The sequence below is a fragment of the Nonlabens sp. genome, assembly GCF_051251825.1.
Classification (GTDB): domain Bacteria; phylum Bacteroidota; class Bacteroidia; order Flavobacteriales; family Flavobacteriaceae; genus Nonlabens.
The window spans coordinates 1-17689 of the sequence record NZ_JBPOGG010000017.1 but is presented as its reverse complement, the minus strand read 5'-3'; the positions used below and the strand labels follow the sequence as shown (position 1 = coordinate 17689).

At 36.4% G+C, this 17689-nt stretch carries 13 protein-coding genes; 6 read left to right on the top strand and 7 right to left on the bottom strand.

Annotated features, from left to right (window positions below; genetic code table 11):
* The first annotated feature begins 42 nt into the window (after positions 1-42).
* The 3 genes from ACSHWW_RS13495 to ACSHWW_RS13485 all read left to right on the top strand — a co-directional run bounded on the left by ACSHWW_RS13495 (position 43) and on the right by ACSHWW_RS13485 (position 5838).
* Positions 43-3720: a metallophosphoesterase gene (locus ACSHWW_RS13495; protein ID WP_435682993.1), complete on the top strand. Its 3678-nt coding sequence runs from the start codon at positions 43-45 to the stop codon at positions 3718-3720.
* An 89-nt stretch (positions 3721-3809) separates the two neighbouring features.
* Entirely contained in the window at positions 3810-4313 is a 504-nt protein-coding gene (locus ACSHWW_RS13490; protein WP_435682992.1) for a PH domain-containing protein, read from the top strand.
* On the top strand, positions 4306-5838 hold the full coding sequence (locus tag ACSHWW_RS13485) for a PH domain-containing protein (protein WP_435682991.1): 1533 nt from the start codon (positions 4306-4308) through the stop codon (positions 5836-5838). Before ACSHWW_RS13490 ends, ACSHWW_RS13485 begins: the two co-directional genes overlap by 8 nt.
* A 14-nt stretch (positions 5839-5852) precedes the next feature.
* On the opposite strand, the gene ACSHWW_RS13480 is transcribed toward ACSHWW_RS13485, so the two are convergent.
* Positions 5853-6344 (bottom strand): hypothetical protein, encoded by a 492-nt coding sequence (locus ACSHWW_RS13480; protein ID WP_435682990.1) that lies wholly within the window; start codon positions 6342-6344, stop codon positions 5853-5855.
* Between the two features lie 58 nt (positions 6345-6402).
* Here ACSHWW_RS13480 and panB point away from each other — a divergent pair, with 58 nt between their 5' ends.
* The gene (gene panB / locus ACSHWW_RS13475) at positions 6403-7221 is read left to right on the top strand and encodes a 3-methyl-2-oxobutanoate hydroxymethyltransferase (protein WP_435682989.1); all 819 of its coding nucleotides are present in this window, start codon (positions 6403-6405) and stop codon (positions 7219-7221) included.
* Here the strand turns inward: panB and ACSHWW_RS13470 are convergent.
* Both ACSHWW_RS13470 and ACSHWW_RS13465 read right to left on the bottom strand, forming a co-directional pair.
* The gene (locus ACSHWW_RS13470; protein WP_435682988.1) at positions 7218-8492 is read right to left on the bottom strand and encodes a DUF2254 domain-containing protein; all 1275 of its coding nucleotides are present in this window, start codon (positions 8490-8492) and stop codon (positions 7218-7220) included. The genes panB and ACSHWW_RS13470 overlap by 4 nt on opposite strands.
* 66 nt (positions 8493-8558) lie before the next feature.
* A complete protein-coding gene (locus ACSHWW_RS13465; protein ID WP_435682987.1) occupies positions 8559-9329 on the bottom strand; it encodes an alpha/beta hydrolase in 771 nt (256 codons plus the stop codon).
* An 80-nt stretch (positions 9330-9409) separates the two neighbouring features.
* On the opposite strand from ACSHWW_RS13465, the gene ACSHWW_RS13460 reads away from it, so the two are divergent.
* Complete coding sequence (locus ACSHWW_RS13460; RefSeq protein WP_435682986.1) at positions 9410-9820, top strand: hypothetical protein; 411 nt, start codon at positions 9410-9412, stop codon at positions 9818-9820.
* Positions 9821-9932: 112 nt separating this feature from the next.
* Positions 9933-10361, top strand: a complete 429-nt coding sequence (locus ACSHWW_RS13455) for an Hsp20/alpha crystallin family protein (protein ID WP_435682985.1) — start codon at positions 9933-9935, stop codon at positions 10359-10361.
* 133 nt (positions 10362-10494) lie between these two features.
* Here the strand turns inward: ACSHWW_RS13455 and ACSHWW_RS13450 are convergent, their stop codons facing one another.
* The 4 genes from ACSHWW_RS13450 to ACSHWW_RS13435 all read right to left on the bottom strand — a co-directional run.
* Entirely contained in the window at positions 10495-12048 is a 1554-nt protein-coding gene (locus tag ACSHWW_RS13450) for a hypothetical protein (protein ID WP_435682984.1), read from the bottom strand.
* A gap of 162 nt (positions 12049-12210) precedes the next feature.
* On the bottom strand, positions 12211-14211 hold the full coding sequence (gene uvrB / locus ACSHWW_RS13445; protein ID WP_435682983.1) for an excinuclease ABC subunit UvrB: 2001 nt from the start codon (positions 14209-14211) through the stop codon (positions 12211-12213).
* Between the two features lie 54 nt (positions 14212-14265).
* Complete coding sequence (locus ACSHWW_RS13440) at positions 14266-17184, bottom strand: T9SS type B sorting domain-containing protein (protein WP_435682982.1); 2919 nt, start codon at positions 17182-17184, stop codon at positions 14266-14268.
* Between the two features lie 211 nt (positions 17185-17395).
* A partial coding sequence (locus tag ACSHWW_RS13435) for a T9SS type B sorting domain-containing protein (RefSeq protein WP_435682981.1) occupies positions 17396-17689 on the bottom strand: 294 nt, incomplete at its 5' end.

Genomic DNA, 17689 nt, shown 5'->3' with positions numbered 1-17689 from the left:
TTTGTGTGGATTGTAGATACCTTTGTTGTATATTAAAAATTCATGCAACATAAATACTCTTCTCACATATTAATAGGTTTTTTACTATGTCTTTTTATAACTTCTTGCGCCGTTAAGAAACTTCAAGTTTCACAAGACGCATCAGGTATTTCTTCAACTACAGGAACTGAGTACCGCAGTTTTTTCTTGTTAGGTAATCTCAATTCTAAAAAATCTCCCAGCGATAATTTTAAAGCTATTATCAACGATATTAAATCTCGCACCACAGAGAATGATTACACGTTGATATTAGGTGATAATGTAGATTCTGAAAATTTCAACAGAAAAGATAAAGACGACAAAGACAAAAAAGCTTTTCAAGAACGTCTTAATCTACTTAAAGAGATTAAGAACAATCTTTATGTGCTACCAGGAAATGAGGACTGGAATGATGAAGGACTTAAAGGATTAAAAAATATAGAAGAAATGGTGGAAGATGCGCTCGATAATAACGAAGCATTTCAACCAGAAAATGGATGTCCTCTCGAAGACATAGAGATATCTGATTCTATGCATTTATTTATTGTGGACACACAATGGTATATCGAGGACTGGAATAAGAATCCTAAATTTAATGATGAATGCGAAATTAACACCAGAGAAAAATTCATCACTGCACTCTCTGACGAGATGCGTAAACAGCGCCACAAAACCGTAATTGTTGCGATGCACCATCCTTTATATTCAAATGGTGTTTATGGTGGACAAATGAGTTTGAGAAATGTCTATAAACCTAGTAGTGAGAACTTTTATGTTCCAGTTGTGGGAAGTACATGGAGTTTTATACGATCACAAGGTGGCGTTTCTCGACAGGATCGCCATAATCCATTAATGAATGAAATGATGGAACAAATCAAGGCAGCCTGTAGTGATATAGATCGTGTGTTTTTTGTGAGTGCTCATGAAAATACTTTGCAATTTGTGGATGATGGAAATATCAAGCAAATCGTTTCTGGAACTGCTGTTAATGAAGGGTTTTCAAGCCTAGGTAAAAAAGGTTTATTGAGCAGTGGACAAGTTGGTTATGCAGAGCTTCGAGTGTTTAAGGATAAATCATCTCAAGTGATTTTCTATCATGCGGTGGATGGTAAAATTGAAGAGGTATATGCTGGTAACGCTTTCGCGAAAGCGGAAAAATTCAACACAGATTCACTACCGACTATCACAGATAAATTCAAGTTCTCCTCGGTTTATTCAAAAGAAGAAACTAAAAAGGATCAAGAATATGAAGAATTCTACGGGAAACATTACCGAAATTTATATGGTATAGACGTAAAAGCTCCAGTAGTAATGCTAGACACGTTATATGGTGGCTTGAAAGTGGAGCGCGCCGGTGGAGGAAATCAAACGCAAGGTTTGCGATTAGTGGATAGCCTAGATAGAGAATTTAACATGAGAGCACTTGAAAAAGATGCGATCCAATTCTTGAAAAGTGCTGGATATGGAACTGTAGATGTGGAGGAATACTTTGGTGGTACTTTTCCTCAAGAGTTGATTAGAGACTTTTACACAGCGGCACATCCGTATGGAGCGTTTGCAGTGCCTAGACTTGCAGGTGCCATCGATTTAAATCATACACATCCCAAATTGTTTTATGTTCCTAAACAAGAAACTTTAGGAGATTTTAATGAAACTCACGGTGATAGATTGTATATGATTGTGGAGAAACCAGATAAGTCTTTTGATAGCAGACACATGTTCGGTGATAATCAAGATGTGGAGAGTACACCAGACATGTTTGAAAAAATACGAGAAGATGAGAAACAACGTGTGGATGAGCAACTGTATGTGCGCGCTCGCATCTTTGATATGTTGCTAGGAGATTGGGATCGACATGAAGATCAATGGCGCTGGGCAGAAATCGCAGATCCTGATGATGAAGATAAACTCACCTTTATTGCAGTACCTCGTGATCGTGACCAAGTATTTGCACGATTTGACGGAAAGCTGTTAGACCTTATGAGGAAATATGTGAAAGGCGCAAGGCAATTTGGCGTTTATGGACCAGACATACCACATATAGAACAATTTAGTCAGAGTGCGATTAAATTAGATCGAGCAGTGTTACAGCGTAGTGATTTAGAGGTATGGCAACAAGAGGTTGCTTATATCCAGAATAATTTAACTCCAGAGATTGTTGAAAAAGCGTTTAATGAAATGCCAGATGCCGTAAAAGATGATTTGTGGAAACAGACACAACAAGACTTACTGGCTAGGAAAGAAAACTTACCAGATATAGTAAATCGTTATTACAAACATTTCCTAGAATTTCAAACTTTAAAAGGAACTGATAAAGATGATCATTTTATCATCACTAGATTACCTCAAGGAATCACTAAAATTGAAGCTTACCGAATTAAAGATGGAGAAAAAGGAACTGAGCTATTCTCACGTACATTTGATATTAAAACGACTCAAGAAATCTGGATTTATGGTCTGGATGATGATGATGTTTTTGAGGTAAAGGGAAAAGGAGATCATCCTATTAAAATAGTACTCTCAGGTGGTAAAGGAGATGATCAATATCTCGTTGAAAATGGAAAGAAAATTTCCATCTATGATTATAAGTCTGAAGAAAATGAATTGGATGATAAGAATGGTGCCAAAGCAATATTCAGAGATGATTATGACATCAATCATTACGATACTGAAAAAGTACCGACTACCGGCGGAAAACCGACTCTAGATTTCCAGTACAATCCTGATCATGGATTTACTCCTACAGTAGGATTAATGAAAACCAAAATAGGTTATGAAAGCAATCCATATTCTAGTATGTATGGTTTTAAGGCACAATATTATTCCTTAACTCAGGCTGCAAAATTTGATCTTTATGCAGGAATAGGAAATGCAATAGGTCATTGGAATCTAGAATTTAAAGGCTTGATTACTACAAATAATTATACCGAAAACTTCTTTGGCTACGGTAATGACACAGAATTTGATAATGATACCGACTACGATGTGAATCGAGTTCAATTACAACGTCAGGAAGCTGGCTTTCATTTAATCAAAGATGGAAATTATGGAAGCACTTTTGATTTAGGAATAGGATATCAAGGAGTGGTATTTGATCCAGAGGTTTTAAATAATCCAGGTGTTATTCAGAACAGAGACAATTATTTAAATTATCATTTTAACTATAGTTATAATAGTGTTGACAATGAGAGATTCCCGACTAGAGGAATGGCGTTTCAAGCACACACATCATTTACAGACGATTTATCCAATGGTAGAAACTTTTTTTCCATTGATCCAGATGTGACTTTCTGGAATGCTATTAATGATGAACGTACGATAGTTCTAAAAACAAATCTAGGAATTCAAACTCGATTAGGCGATGATCCATTCTTTTATCAGGCAGCTGTGTTAGGTGCTCAACGTGGATTAAGAAGTTTTAGAAATGAGCGATTTGCTGCAAACTATGCAATGAATGCCAGTGGAGATGTTGTTTTTGATTTAAAACCTATGAAGACTTCATTTTTGCCTGTTCGCATTACACCATATGTGGGATATGATATAGGTAAAGTATGGCTCGATGATAGAGGTAGTTCTAGATTTCATAATAGTTATGGTGGTGGATTCCAGTTAGGAATGACTGGATTGTTTACTTCAAACATGTCTTATTTCTATGGCGATGAAGGCGGTAGATTGCAATTTGGTCTTACATTTTCTAAATAATTGTAGTTTTTAAATATGAGCATTTGTACAACTTTGGATTTAGATTTATAAAATCGTAACAAAAGATCAATTTTTGATACCTATTAAACATGATGACAAACGACCAAATTCTCTCAGGACAATTACCATTTATTGAACAAAGTGATTTTGAAAAACATCCCAAGCGTTTTTTAAATAAGAAGTTGATTGCAAAATTGGTTTTTTTCATTCCTCTGATTGTAGGAATTGTGTTTTTGTTCATTTATGCAGACTATTGGATTGCCTGGGCAGCCTTAGGAGCATGGTTTTTATTGTTGCTTATTGCTCTATTTGTTTCTTATAAAGAATTCTTTGTGCGTGGATATGTATTGAGAGAAAATGATATTACTTATCGACATGGCTGGTTATTTCATCATCAAATAACGATTCCTTTCAACCGCATTCAGCATACAGAGATTAATCATGGGCCTATAGATCGATTTTTCAAACTTTGTGAGTTAGATATCTACACCGCTGGTGGCTCTGCAAGTGATTTAAGTATCTCTGGTCTAGATCCAGAAAAGGCGGCAAGCATTAAAGAATACATTTCAGAAAAGACGGCACAACATGCTTGATATTTCTCAACCTACCAGACAGAGCAAATTATCGATTCTTTTATATCTCTTTAAAGGAATAAAAGGGCTTATTGCTTTTGTGTTTTTTGCGGCATTTTCTATGCGCTCATGGACCAGTACTCTTGCGGTAATAGGAGTTTCTACTTTTGTGGTAATCGCCACACTCATATCACCTGTTTTAAAATATCTCTTTTTTAAATTTCATGTGGAAAAGGATGAATTGATAATTCAAAAAGGTTGGCTTTTTAAAGAGCGCAAAGCCATTCCTATAGATCGTATTCAATCTATTAATATTACACAAAATGTAGTGCAGCGTGTCTTGGGTCTTGTAGCTGTAGAAATAGACACTGCAGGTTCCAAAGCTAAAGAACTTGAAATCCCAGCTCTCGATCGTCACTTTGCAGAGCAATTGAAAAGCTTGCTAGGAAAAAAGAAGAAAGAGGTACAACTTACTGATGTTGTTCAAATAGATGAATCTGGTGAGGTGATAAATGAAGAATTAAAGCACCAAGAAACGGTTTCTAAATCTATTCTCAAATTAGATATTATAGATTTATTAAAAGTAGGGATTACTCAAAATCACTTGCGCAGCGGTGGACTGGCGATAGGTGTGGTAATTGGATTCTGGTATAAAATCAAAGATGTGGTTGAGAACTATTTTGGAGATATTTTTGAGTCTGTTGAAGTAGATATGGAGCAAGCTGTTAAAGCTCCTGAGTCTTTTGGAACTTCGGTTTTGGTTTTTTTAAGTATTGGTGTTGTGTCATTTATCATTGTTTCTGTAATCGTGAGTTTAATAATGGCGATTAATAAGTTCTATGATTATGAAATGAAATTAAAGGATGATTATTTGGAAATTACTATGGGATTATTGAATAAGAAGGAAATTAAAATACCGCTTTCAAAAATCCAGATTCTAGAGTTTCATTCCAATCCTTTACGGAAGTTATTAGGTTTTAAAACTGCTCGCTTGTTTCAAGCACAAACTCAAAATAATCAAGTTTCAAATGTAGAAGTTCCTGCTTGTCATCCAGATTTACAAAAGCAATTACAACATTTGATTTTTAATGAACCCGTAGAACAGCCTGAAAAAGTATTGTTACCTAATCCATGGTCTCACGCACGATTTGATATGTACGTAGCGAGCGCATTTGCAGTACCACTCATAGCCGTTGCAGCTTATTTTGAATATTACTGGGCGATTGCGATTCCGTTGCTATTTGTACTGTTTATAGGATTTATGGGCTATAAATATGGTTCAAATAGCAAAGTATTGAGAGATGATGATTTTGTGGTGTTTTACAAAGGCTGGTTATTTAACTCTGTAATTATCTCACCAGTTTATAAAACACAAGCTGTGGAGAAATGGCGTAGTATCTTTATAAAGCGTAGAGGAGAAGCACACCTTCAAGTGCATACCGCTGGCGGTTCTAGACAGTTAAAGTACCTCAAAGCCACAGAAATAAATGCCATGCAAAATGACATTAATAATGCGGTGATTCAATCTAGTAAAAGCTGGATGTAAAAAGTGATTAATCCTTAAGGATATTGTCTCGTGTCAGCAATAGAAGCTACTTTCCACTTATCATCTATATAAAGAAGCGTGAAAACATTCACTCCACTATGAGTGAAATCATCGTTCATAAAAAACTCATAGGTTGCATTTACAGATGCGATATCCTCACTATTTGTAACTCTTATTTGAATCAATCGTTCTTCAAATTTCACGCTATCTGCGATTTGTGCGATTCCTTTAAGAAATTCTGCAATAGGAGTGTTGATGACTCTTTTACCGCGACTTTCTGATATGATTAATGAGTTCAGCGATGCGTTTTCTATAATCATCGCTCTGAGTGCTGTGGTGTCTTTTTTATGAAAATGGTTGAAAAATTCCTTCACAGCATCAGCTGGTTTTTGTTTCTCTATGACCGGTTCAGCGACTGTAAGACTGTCTGTGGCAGTAGGTTGTTGTGCATTAGCTTTCGCGAAAGCGAGAACCATAAATCCTATCAATAATAAAGAGCTTCTCATGTTGTTCTATTTAATGTGGTAATATTAGTATTTTTACTGAATATATACTGCCAAAATTATGTCAACAGCTAAGAAACAATATAAAAGAATCACAGTAAAAACACTTACTGAGATGAAAGCCAATAACGAGAAAATATCAATGCTCACCGCATATGATTACACTATGGCTCGAATTATAGATAGCGGTAACGTGGACGTGATTCTGGTAGGAGATAGTGCGAGTAATGTAATGGCTGGACATGAAACGACGCTGCCTATAACGCTGGATCAAATGATTTATCACGCAAGCAGTGTGGTGCGTGCTGTGGATCGTGCTCTTGTAGTGGTGGATTTACCCTTCGGTAGTTATCAAAGTGATCCTAAAGAAGCCTTACGTAGCGCAATACGCATTATGAAGGAAAGTGGTGGACATTCTGTAAAACTAGAAGGTGGAAGCGAAGTAAAGGATTCTATCAAGCGTATTCTTCATGCAGGAATTCCTGTTATGGGACACCTAGGTCTTACTCCACAATCAATTTACAAGTTTGGAACGTACACTGTGCGTGCAAAAGAAAAGGCTGAGGCCGATAAACTTAAAGAAGATGCGCTAGCTCTAGAACGTTGGGGTTGTTTTGCGCTTGTGCTTGAGAAGGTTCCTGCAGCACTTGCTCAGGAAGTGGCAGAAAGCTTAACGATTCCTGTCATAGGAATAGGTGCTGGTAGTGGTGTAGATGGTCAAGTGCTGGTTTCTCATGACATGTTTGGGATGACTCACGAGTTCAATCCACGTTTTTTACGTCGTTATTTAAATCTTTATGAAGACATGGGAAATGCCGTTTCTGAATATGTGAAAGATGTAAAAGCAGTTGATTTCCCTAACGATAAAGAGCAGTATTAATTACTGGATACTAGACTTTGTAAAATTTTAAAGTCATTAGGATTTTTAATATCACGTTCTGCATCCTGCATCATTAATTCTAACTGATGATCAAGTGTGCTCTGGTAGTCTGGATCGACGCATTTGCAAGCTTTGAGTCTTTTCATCATTTCTATGAGTGCCATCATAACTGTGTAATCATGACTACAGTAATTCCTATATGGTGCAAGAATGTTATGCATCAAATGATTAAATGGAGTCATTTTTAATTTGATTAATGGCGTTCCATCTAATCTGACTAGTGAAGAATTTGAACGCAGTAATCGCATTGCAAATAAATCAGTAAGAAAGTTAATCGTGTTAATAGCAGTACCTGGATCATTGATTCCTGGAGACATGGCTTTAATACCTATTTCGGCAATCTGTTTAAATCCTAGTGTGTAATTATCTTTAACAATTTCTGATTCTTGATATAAGAAGTTTTTTAAAATTTCTTGAATTTGATCTTTTTCAAGAGTTTTACTGGACTTAAATAAAGGTGTGCCTTCAATGAGATATTCTCCTTTACAAAATAAAATTTCTAATTTAAGATCATATTCCTCACAATAACTTTTAAGTCCTGCATTGCTAATATTCTGTATTGTTCCGGCTTGTTGTGAATTATATGTTTTCCAAGACGAAGAATCTGGAAAGGTATCTTTATCCAAATCATTTTCTATTTGAGATTGAAGTTGATCCTTTGAATTGATGTAAATATTATCCAGAATATTATTGATTTGAATACTTGAAGAGATGCTGTGTATAAAATAAACAAAGGCTCCTAACGCTACAAGAGCGGTGATAATACCTATAAGTACTGAGAATCCAGGTAATTGATAATCATCTCCGACTGGTTGAATCCCTATCACCGTAATGATGTTATAAACGATACTTGATAAAAATGCTCCGAGAATAAATTGGTGCGTTTTATTTGAAATCAAACTAGGCAATACACGAGGTGAGTAATTTGTTGCTGCCTGACTTAATAAAAGCATCACCATTGAAAATGAGAATACGAGAATACTAATTCCACCAGCGATGAGCGTGGTCATTATATTTCTAGCGGTATCAAGATCATTCACGACAAGAGCAGAAAAGTTGTTCTGTAAGAATCTAGAGATTCCCATGGACTCTGCCCATTTCATTATAAAGGCAAATATAAACGCGATAAACGCATATAACGAAGGGTAGAAGGCTATACTTCCCGTAATGGAGTTGATAAAAGACTTGATTCTTAAGTAGAGTGATTTCATGATGTCAATTTACTACTTGCAAGTTTATCGTGCGGTTAAATAAATCATAACTGTCATGAAATAAAATTACTTCAAATTGATCCATGTGCGGTAAAAAGCAGGGAACGTAGCGCTCCATTGAGCCTCATTATGCTGTGCATTTTGCATTTCTAAATAATACATCACTGCATTCTTTTTGAGCATAAGATTGTGCATTTTCCTCATATCAGGTAACATTTCATCGCCTTCTTCAGTTCCCGCAGTAAAAAAGAAATGTTGATGATTAAGGCTGCTGTGATTTTCTACTAAGTTGTAAACTTCATCACTCCACCAAAATGATGGTGAGAATACTCCAGCCGTTTGAAAATACTCTGGATGTTGCAATGCTGCATAATGTGCAAATAATCCACCTAATGAACTGCCAGCGATAGCTCTTTTATTAGTATCAACTCTCAGTTTATATCTATCAATAGTTTGTGGTAATACTTTCTCCATCATCCACTCGAGAAAACCTGCTGCATTACCACCACCATATTTATCATTTTTATAAGCTGTGAGTTCTTCCATTCTTAAGTTATTACCATGGTCTATAGCAAAGACTATGGCTTGCTGGTTGAGAGGTAAGGAGCTTATAGTTTCATCGATTTTCCATTCACCTGCGTAACTTGTTTTCTCCTCAAATAAGTTTTGTCCGTCCATCATTACTAGTAAAGGAAGTTCGCGAGCCTCGTAATTATCAGGAAGAAATAATCGCACGATGCGATGACCATCTTTATAGGGAATAGAGTCTAAAACGACGTTCTGAGCTACTGAAAATAGCGAAGTAACAAGTATAAAAAGCGTGAGTAGAGATCGCATTCTAGTTTTAGTTTAAAGTTATAAAATCTCAAGAGTTAAAGTACATGAATCGATTTAAAATAAAAGTTTAATTTTACAATATGACTTACACAGATCAAGAAAAAATAGCAATTTTAAGTGAGCTTGTTTTAATGGCTCATGCAGACTCGAAAATAAAGAAAGAAGAACTCTCATTTTTACATGCTATAAGTAAACGGCTGGATTTAGATAAAGACCTTCTAGGGCAGATGTTAGAAAACCCAAAAGATTTAAAAATTGAAATTCCACAACATTTTATAAAACGTGTGGTTCATTTTCATAGGTTGATGTTAATGATGCATATCGATGGTGATGTCGATAAAGCAGAATTACAACTGCTTTATGAAACAGCATTACGTTATGGAATACGCAAATCAACAGTTGATACATTAATTAGTACCATGGAAAAGTATCCTCATGGAGAGATTCCACCGACAGAATTACTGTCTATACATCAACGGGATAACAATTAATTGACATAATGTCATTTAAAAACACATAAACCACGACAACTTGTCGTGGTTTTTTTATTGGTATTTATTTTGACTAGAACTAAGCAAGTTTAACTTTTAAAAATATACAATTATGAAACTTGCACATAGAACAACAAACAACTGGTTACCATCATTAATAGATGAAATGTTTACTAATGATTTTATGGGTGGAACCGCACCTGTTAAGTCATGGACTCCAGCGGTAAATGTCTCTGAGGCCGACGATAAGTTTGAACTCGAGATGATTATTCCTGGATTTAAAAAAGAAGATGTAACCATCGAAGTAGATCAAGACTTATTGACTATTTCAAGTGAGGTAAAACAAGAAAGCGAAGAGAAAACAGAGCAGTTTACTCGTAAAGAATTCTCTTTAAAGTCATTCAAGCGTAGTTTTAATTTACCTGATACGGTGAATCAAGATGATATAGACGCATCTTATCAAGATGGTATTTTAAGCATTACACTTCCTAAAAAGGATGAGGCACTGCCACAACCAAAGAGAATGATTTCTTTGAAGTAAAAAGAGCGTGATAAACTCTTTATAGTTATGAGGTTTTTGGTTAGTTAGTAAAGTCCTTATTCATAACGTAAGGCAAAAAAAATCCCAGCCGATAGGCTGGGATTTTTATATAAAATAGTATGATAATTATTTATTAGAAGCCCCAAGATCCATATATCCAATTCACACCATCACTAAAAACTTTTAAAGTTTTTGTGTTGTTGTTTGGGTCAGAAGAAATATTACCACTAGTAGCACTTGAATTACTTGCTTGAAATCTGTTTCCAGGAGTTGCAGGATCATTATCTCTGTAGATAACTGCAGTTACAGTTGTACTCGTGTTAAATAGAACATAAGATCTTCCAGGAACTGCCGTAGGATCTGGTAATAAAAATTCTACATTTCCTGCGGTGGGATTCATGCGTATAAAATAATTATCTCCTACTGGAGTCGCACTCAATGATGGACCACCATTGACAGAAGCTACTGTTTGTGTTAAAGTATTTGCTGTTGCAATATTAATAAAACCACCAGCAATGTTTTGAGAAATAGAAATTCCAGAATTTGCTTGCGCTCTAATTGTTACTTTAGTTTCGTTTGCACCTGCATCAGAAACTATCCCAGCTTGATCTGTCCCTTCATTGGTAACAGTTAGATTACCTTCGTTGTTGCTATCTCCATCACCATCGGCAGTTAGTGTTGACCATGCAGCAACTCCAGTACCATCTGTCGTTAAAACTTGTCCAGCTGTTCCAGAATCAACTGGTAAAGTATATCCGTCAGTGCTATCAGAATTTCTTATAGCAAAAGCAGGTCCTTGAAACCAGCCTGAATAAGCATTTTCGGTTCCTGTATTTGCTACTGCACTAAATACACCGTATTTAGTTCCTCGAGCTGTGGCTCCACCTATATTAGCATATAGCCCATAGTTGGTTTGACTAGCTGCCGTGTTATCGCCTAATTCTGTATGGTATCCGTAGCTTGTACTAGCACCACCAACGTTTCCTACCTCAGAGCGCACACCGTATACAGTACTACCACCTGGCGCTCCATTTCTAGTCAATACATGAACTCCAGCTGTTACACTAGCGGGATTTGAAGGAGTAATCTCTGAGTATAAACCTGTTTTATCTCCTAAACTATTAGGTCCTATGTCAGCATAAACGCCATAAGAAATTGCAGTTGCATCGCCACTAGCACCATCATGATTTACTTGTATTCCATAATAGTCATCGGTACCATCATAATCACCAAGTATTCGTATACCACGTCTATTAAAAGAACTAGTTCCAGTATTATCAAGTGTAAGCATAGCCGCATTAGAACTTGTTCCTATACTTATTCTTCCTGATCGCTCTATTGGACCAGTAGTATTTTCTGCAATAGTCGTCGTTCCGGCTTGATAAAAAGTACCTATACCATTATCAGAAAGTATATCTGTTACATTTTGAAAAGCAGTTCCATTGCTGAAATAAAATCCTGCAGTTGAAGAACCTGAATCTAAATACAGAATAGTTCCCGATGGAGGAACAGTGGAAGGTAATGATGTAACTTTTGGAATTGTAACACCATTATAATCTGCTCCAGTGACTCCTGTGCGAGCTACGATTTCTAAATCTGCGTTTGGTGAAACTGTTCCTATTCCTACTTGAGCATAAGTAGTGAATGCCATACACAGAGCTATTGCTGCGACGTATAATTTTTTCATGAAATTTCCCTTTGAGGCTTTCAAGATAATTGATTTACTCTTAGTAAAAGTCGGTGAATTCCGCTGTTGCTCTTTTTGAGGTATACACAACGAGTTAATTGTCCATACAACGAAAAAAAACGTTGAAACTAGATATAAATTCGACGAAAAAATGTACTGATTTTAAGCTTCTTTCACTTTTTCTTGAAGCATTTTGATTTGGTCGCGTAATCGTGCTGCTTCCATAAAGTCAAGTTCTTTAGCCGCTTTCTCCATTTTCTTACGACTATCTCTAATTTTTTGCTCTAGTTTATCTTTACTCAGGTAAGTAGCTTCTTCCTCTGCTGCAGCTAGATTGAGCGTTTCTTCAATCTCATAAGTAGCTTTGCGTTTGTTTGCTAGTGCTGTCTCTAGAGACTTTTTAATAGCCATAGGTTTTAAACCATGTGCTTCATTATATTCAATTTGCTTGGATCTTCTGTAATCGGTTTGATCCATGGTCTGTTGCATACTATTTGTAATCTTATCTGCATAGAGAATGGCAAGTCCATTAACGTTACGTGCTGCACGACCTATAGTTTGAGTTAAGGAACGATTATTTCTCAGAAATCCTTCTTTATCGGCATCTAGAATGGCTACTAGTGATACTTCTGGTAAGTCCAGTCCTTCACGCAATAAGTTTACACCTATAAGGACATCAAATATTCCACTACGCAAATCGTGCATAATTTCCACACGTTCTAGCGTATCTACATCACTATGTATATAGCGACATCTTATAGAAATACGAGATAAATATTTAGTGAGTTCCTCAGCCATTCTTTTAGTAAGCGTAGTAACCAGTACACGCTCATCTTTTTCTACGCGTTTATGTATTTCCTCAACGAGATCGTCGATTTGATTTTGGCTCGGTCTCACTTCTATAATTGGATCAAGTAATCCAGTAGGTCTTATAATTTGTTCTGTGTAAACTCCTTCAGTTTTAGTCAGTTCATAGTCTGCTGGTGTGGCGCTTACATATAGTACTTGATTTTGTAGCTGTTCAAATTCTTCAAATTTCAACGGTCTATTATCCATCGCCGCTGGTAATCGGAATCCATAATCAACTAGATTCTCTTTACGAGAACGGTCACCACCATACATGGCACTTACTTGAGGAACTGTAACATGACTCTCATCGATGACCATTAAAAAATCCTCTGGAAAATAATCCAGCAAGCAGAACGGTCTTGTTCCAGGCAATCTTCCATCTAGATAACGGCTATAGTTTTCAATACCAGAGCAATAACCTAATTCTCTAATCATTTCTAGGTCAAATTCTGTACGTTCTTGAAGTCGTTTTGCCTCAAGTGGTTTTCCTATTTCCTTGAAGTAATCCACTTGCTTTACAAGATCTTCTTGAATTGAGTGAATGGCATTCTGTAACACATCTGGTGATGTTACAAACATATTTGCCGGGTAAATGGTAATTTGATTCCATTGTTCTAGCAATCTACCATCAACAGGATTAAAGGTTTCTATAAGTTCTATTTCATCTCCAAAAAAGTGAACCTTAAACGCATAATCTGCATAACTAGGGAAGATATCTATAGTGTCTCCTTTGATTCTGAAATTACCGCGATTAAAATCGGCAGTGGTTCTAGAATAAAGACTTTGTACAAGCATTTTAAGTAATTGAGTACGCGCAATGACTTGATCACGCTGTATTCTAATTACGTTTTTTTGAAATTCAACAGGATTTCCTATACCATATAAGCAAGAAACAGACGCTACTACAATTACATCACGACGACCTGATAATAAAGCAGACGTGGTGCTCAAGCGCATTTTTTCGATTTCCTCGTTTATGGAAAGATCTTTTTCTATATAAGTTCCGCTACTCGGGATAAAAGCTTCTGGCTGGTAATAGTCATAATAAGACACAAAATATTCAACCGCATTGTCAGGGAAAAAAGACTTCATCTCAGAGTATAGTTGCGCCGCAAGAGTTTTATTGTGTGAAAGAATTAAAGTAGGTCTTTGTGTTTGCTGAATCACATTTGCAGCCGTAAACGTTTTTCCACTACCAGTAACACCGAGCAGCGTCTGGTAATGTTCCCCATTATTAATTCCATCCACTAGAGATTTTATCGCTTTAGGCTGATCTCCAGTAGGTTTAAACTCTGATTGTAACTTGAATTCCATGAGTTGTAAAAATAAGATTTTTTGAAGTCCGCTTTCGCGAAAGCGAAGTTAAAACTACCTCTTTAAACTAAAGTGTCCTCTAAAAGATTGACCATCATTGAGCTCTACTTTGAACCAATAATCGGAACTAGGCATGGGATTTCCATTATACATTCCATCCCAACCAGGACCAGTAGGTGAAATTTGCTTGAGTAATTTACCATAACGATCAAAAATGTAAATATTTGCGTCCGGTTCTGTTTCAATGGCGATGACTTGCCAGTAGTCATGAAATCCATCTTGGTTAGGCGTGAAAAAATTAGGCGCAGCGATAATTGTAGCAGGAGCAGTTACAAAATCGCAACCATTTAATGATCGTACATAAACGGTATAATAGCCAGGTAACAAACCTGTGAAAACTGGAGAAGATTGATAATGGAAGTCATCGATACTATATTCCCACGGACCACTGCCAGTAACACTTACTTCTATACGATTATCTCGTACGGTGAACTGTCGCACAGCAATATTAGTAATTATAGTAGGAGCGTAGTTAGAGACTGTAATAGACTCAGAATCTGTACATCCATTTGAGTCTGTCACGGTCACTGTATAATTTCCTGCAGCAGTGATGTCTATTTGAGAAGTTGTTTCACCGTTACTCCATAAATATGCTGCGAAACCTGAGGTTGCATTAATAGTAACTAGATCATCCTCACATTTCAAAATGTCTTGCGGTAATTGAACCACTGGATGTGGAAAAACAGTTAGTTGCACAGGAGCAATTTCATAGCAATTGATTTGCATATCGTTTTCTAATCGTATCCATAGAATGGAACTACCACTATCAATTGCACTCGCCAGCGGATTCATTCCTGAGTCAGCTTCATTCATAGTATTATGATAAGTTATGTTGAAACTGGCCGGCTGAGTGCCTAAAATTTGAGCATTAAGTTGATTTAAATTAAAAATTTCTAGACCATCATTACTCTCATCATCACATAGTTCTATATCATCTAGCGTAGGAATCTCGGGTTGTTGCACTAAGTTTAAGGTAAAAGAATCCACTTCATAGCATGATGTATTATTCACATTTTCTATTCTGATCCAGATGATTTCGTTTGGACTAGTATTATCGTAAAATGGATTGAGCGCGTTTGAATTTGAATCTGCATCATTCATTGAGTTATGAAAAGAAACATCAAATAATAATGGATCTTGATTTCCTAATGCTTGAATTCCTGCGTTGTTCAAATCAAAATTCTCAACACCATCATTCCCTAAATCACATAGGTATAAATCGTCTATAGGATTAATTACCGGTAGCTGATTAATAATAATATCAAATGATGTGGTTTCAAAACACCCGTTTGAAACACGACTGTCTATCCTTGCAAAGTATGTTCCAGTAGTTGCGCTATAATTATCGGGTAAAGCATTAAAATCATTTTGAGCTTCTACTATAGTTTCATGAATTGTAACTTGAAAATCTGTAGCTACTTGTGTTCCTAAAATAGTGGTGTAAATAGGAGTGAGATCTATAATTTCGGTTCCATCATTACTTGAATCATCACAGACTAAAATGTCATTTACAGGATTTACTGTAGGTTGAGGAACTATAGTTATATCTTTACTTGTTATATAAGTTCCTCTTATAGTTGTGATGCTTAATGTAACCGTAAAGGTACCGGTACTCGTATATAAGTGAGTTGGATCTGGTAAAGTTGATGTGTTATTTGAACTACCTACATCTCCAAAATCCCAAACCACACTACTTCCAGGACAGTTTGCAATTGCGTCTGCAAAAAAGGTGCTGTTATTATTTTGACAAGCTTCTACAAATGAGAACGACGGATTAAAGAATGCATTATAAAATGGTGGTAATCCTTCATTTACTTGAGTTCCGGCAATTACTTGTACGCCATCTAGAATAAAATTACTCGCGGCACCTATTTGATTAGGAGAATCGATTATACTAAGCCATTCCGTGGATTTACGCGTATAGTAAATTTTATTATCTGGACTTATTTGTAGAGCGCCACGCGCCACGTCATCATTAGAGTCTGCTGGGTCTGTGGCATAAATACTTACTGGTGAGTTTGAAAAATTAGGATCATTTAGATTGTATTGTAATAAAATACGATCGCCTAGCATCCCATTACTTGCTGTGTTTATATCTAAATAAAGTTTATTTGAATCAGGTGAAAATTCTGCACCATACGCCTGATGTGTTAGAGGGAAATTTAATCGCACAGGATTACTTGCAGTTCCGTTAGTATTATTAAAATCGAGTAACCATGCGCCACGACCAGTTTGATTTGTAGAGTTAGGAGTAACGGGTAATTGAGTGACTAGTGCTAGTTGAGAACCATCAGGTGCAATTCTTAGGTAACCTCTACGATCGTCTGCTTGCACATTGTTAAATGTAGTTGCCGCAGTAGCACTTAAATCCATTCCACTTGCAGTTAATTTAAAAGCGTAGATGGTATTGAATATTCCTGAGCCTATGACTTCTTCGGCATATGTGATTACCCAAGCCGCATCACCAGAACTAGTTACTGCTGCGGCAATCTTTTCAGTACTATCAGCTATGAGGTTGATGTTTTTTTGAGCTGGAACGATATCTCCTAAACCGCCATTTAGTGTCATATCCACAACACTATAGTTTAAACCGTTTATAGGATTAAAATCTCCAACTGTATAGATATAATAAACATCTTGAGAATCTGGTTGCGGAATTATTATTGCAGATTGTGTGCTGGACGGATCTCCTAAAAGATTCATTCCATTAGGCATAATAGTATGATTTCGATTCCATACCGTAATACCATCTGTGTAAAATAGAAGTGCTCCACAAGCATCGGCTATAGAAGCGCAACCTTCAGTAGTACTTAATTGACCTAAGTTATTTGCAACCGGAACTCCAGAGTTGAAATCCAGTCCGGCATTATCTCCAAAAAACCACCAGTTAGCCTGATTCTGACTGTACGCCATCGCAGATAGTAGGAGGAAAGTAAAATAGAATAGTTGTCTTTTCACATTTATAAAAATAGAGAATAGTTTTCTATTAATGTTATCGCTTTCGCGAAAGCGTAATTACCATTTACATATGAACTTATCAGAATAGTTCACTTGTTGAAATTACAGTTCCAATTGAACAAAAAAAAAGCGAGCCGAAGCTCGCTTTTTTCTTATTGTGAAGTGATTATCTCTTCAAGGCAAAATGCCCTTTGAAACTACGACCATCACTTAATTCTACTAAATACCAGTAATCACTAGATGGCATAGGTGCTCCGTTATAAGTTCCGTCCCAACCTATTCCTTGCGCATCGATTTGCTTGATTAGCTTACCGTATCGATCAAAGATGTAGATGTTAGCATCTGGTACAGTCTCGATAGCTATTACTTGCCATGTGTCGTGGTATCCATCTTGGTTAGGTGTGAAATATGGTGGTCCACCTATAATCACAGCATCCATAGAAACTGTTCCACAACCATT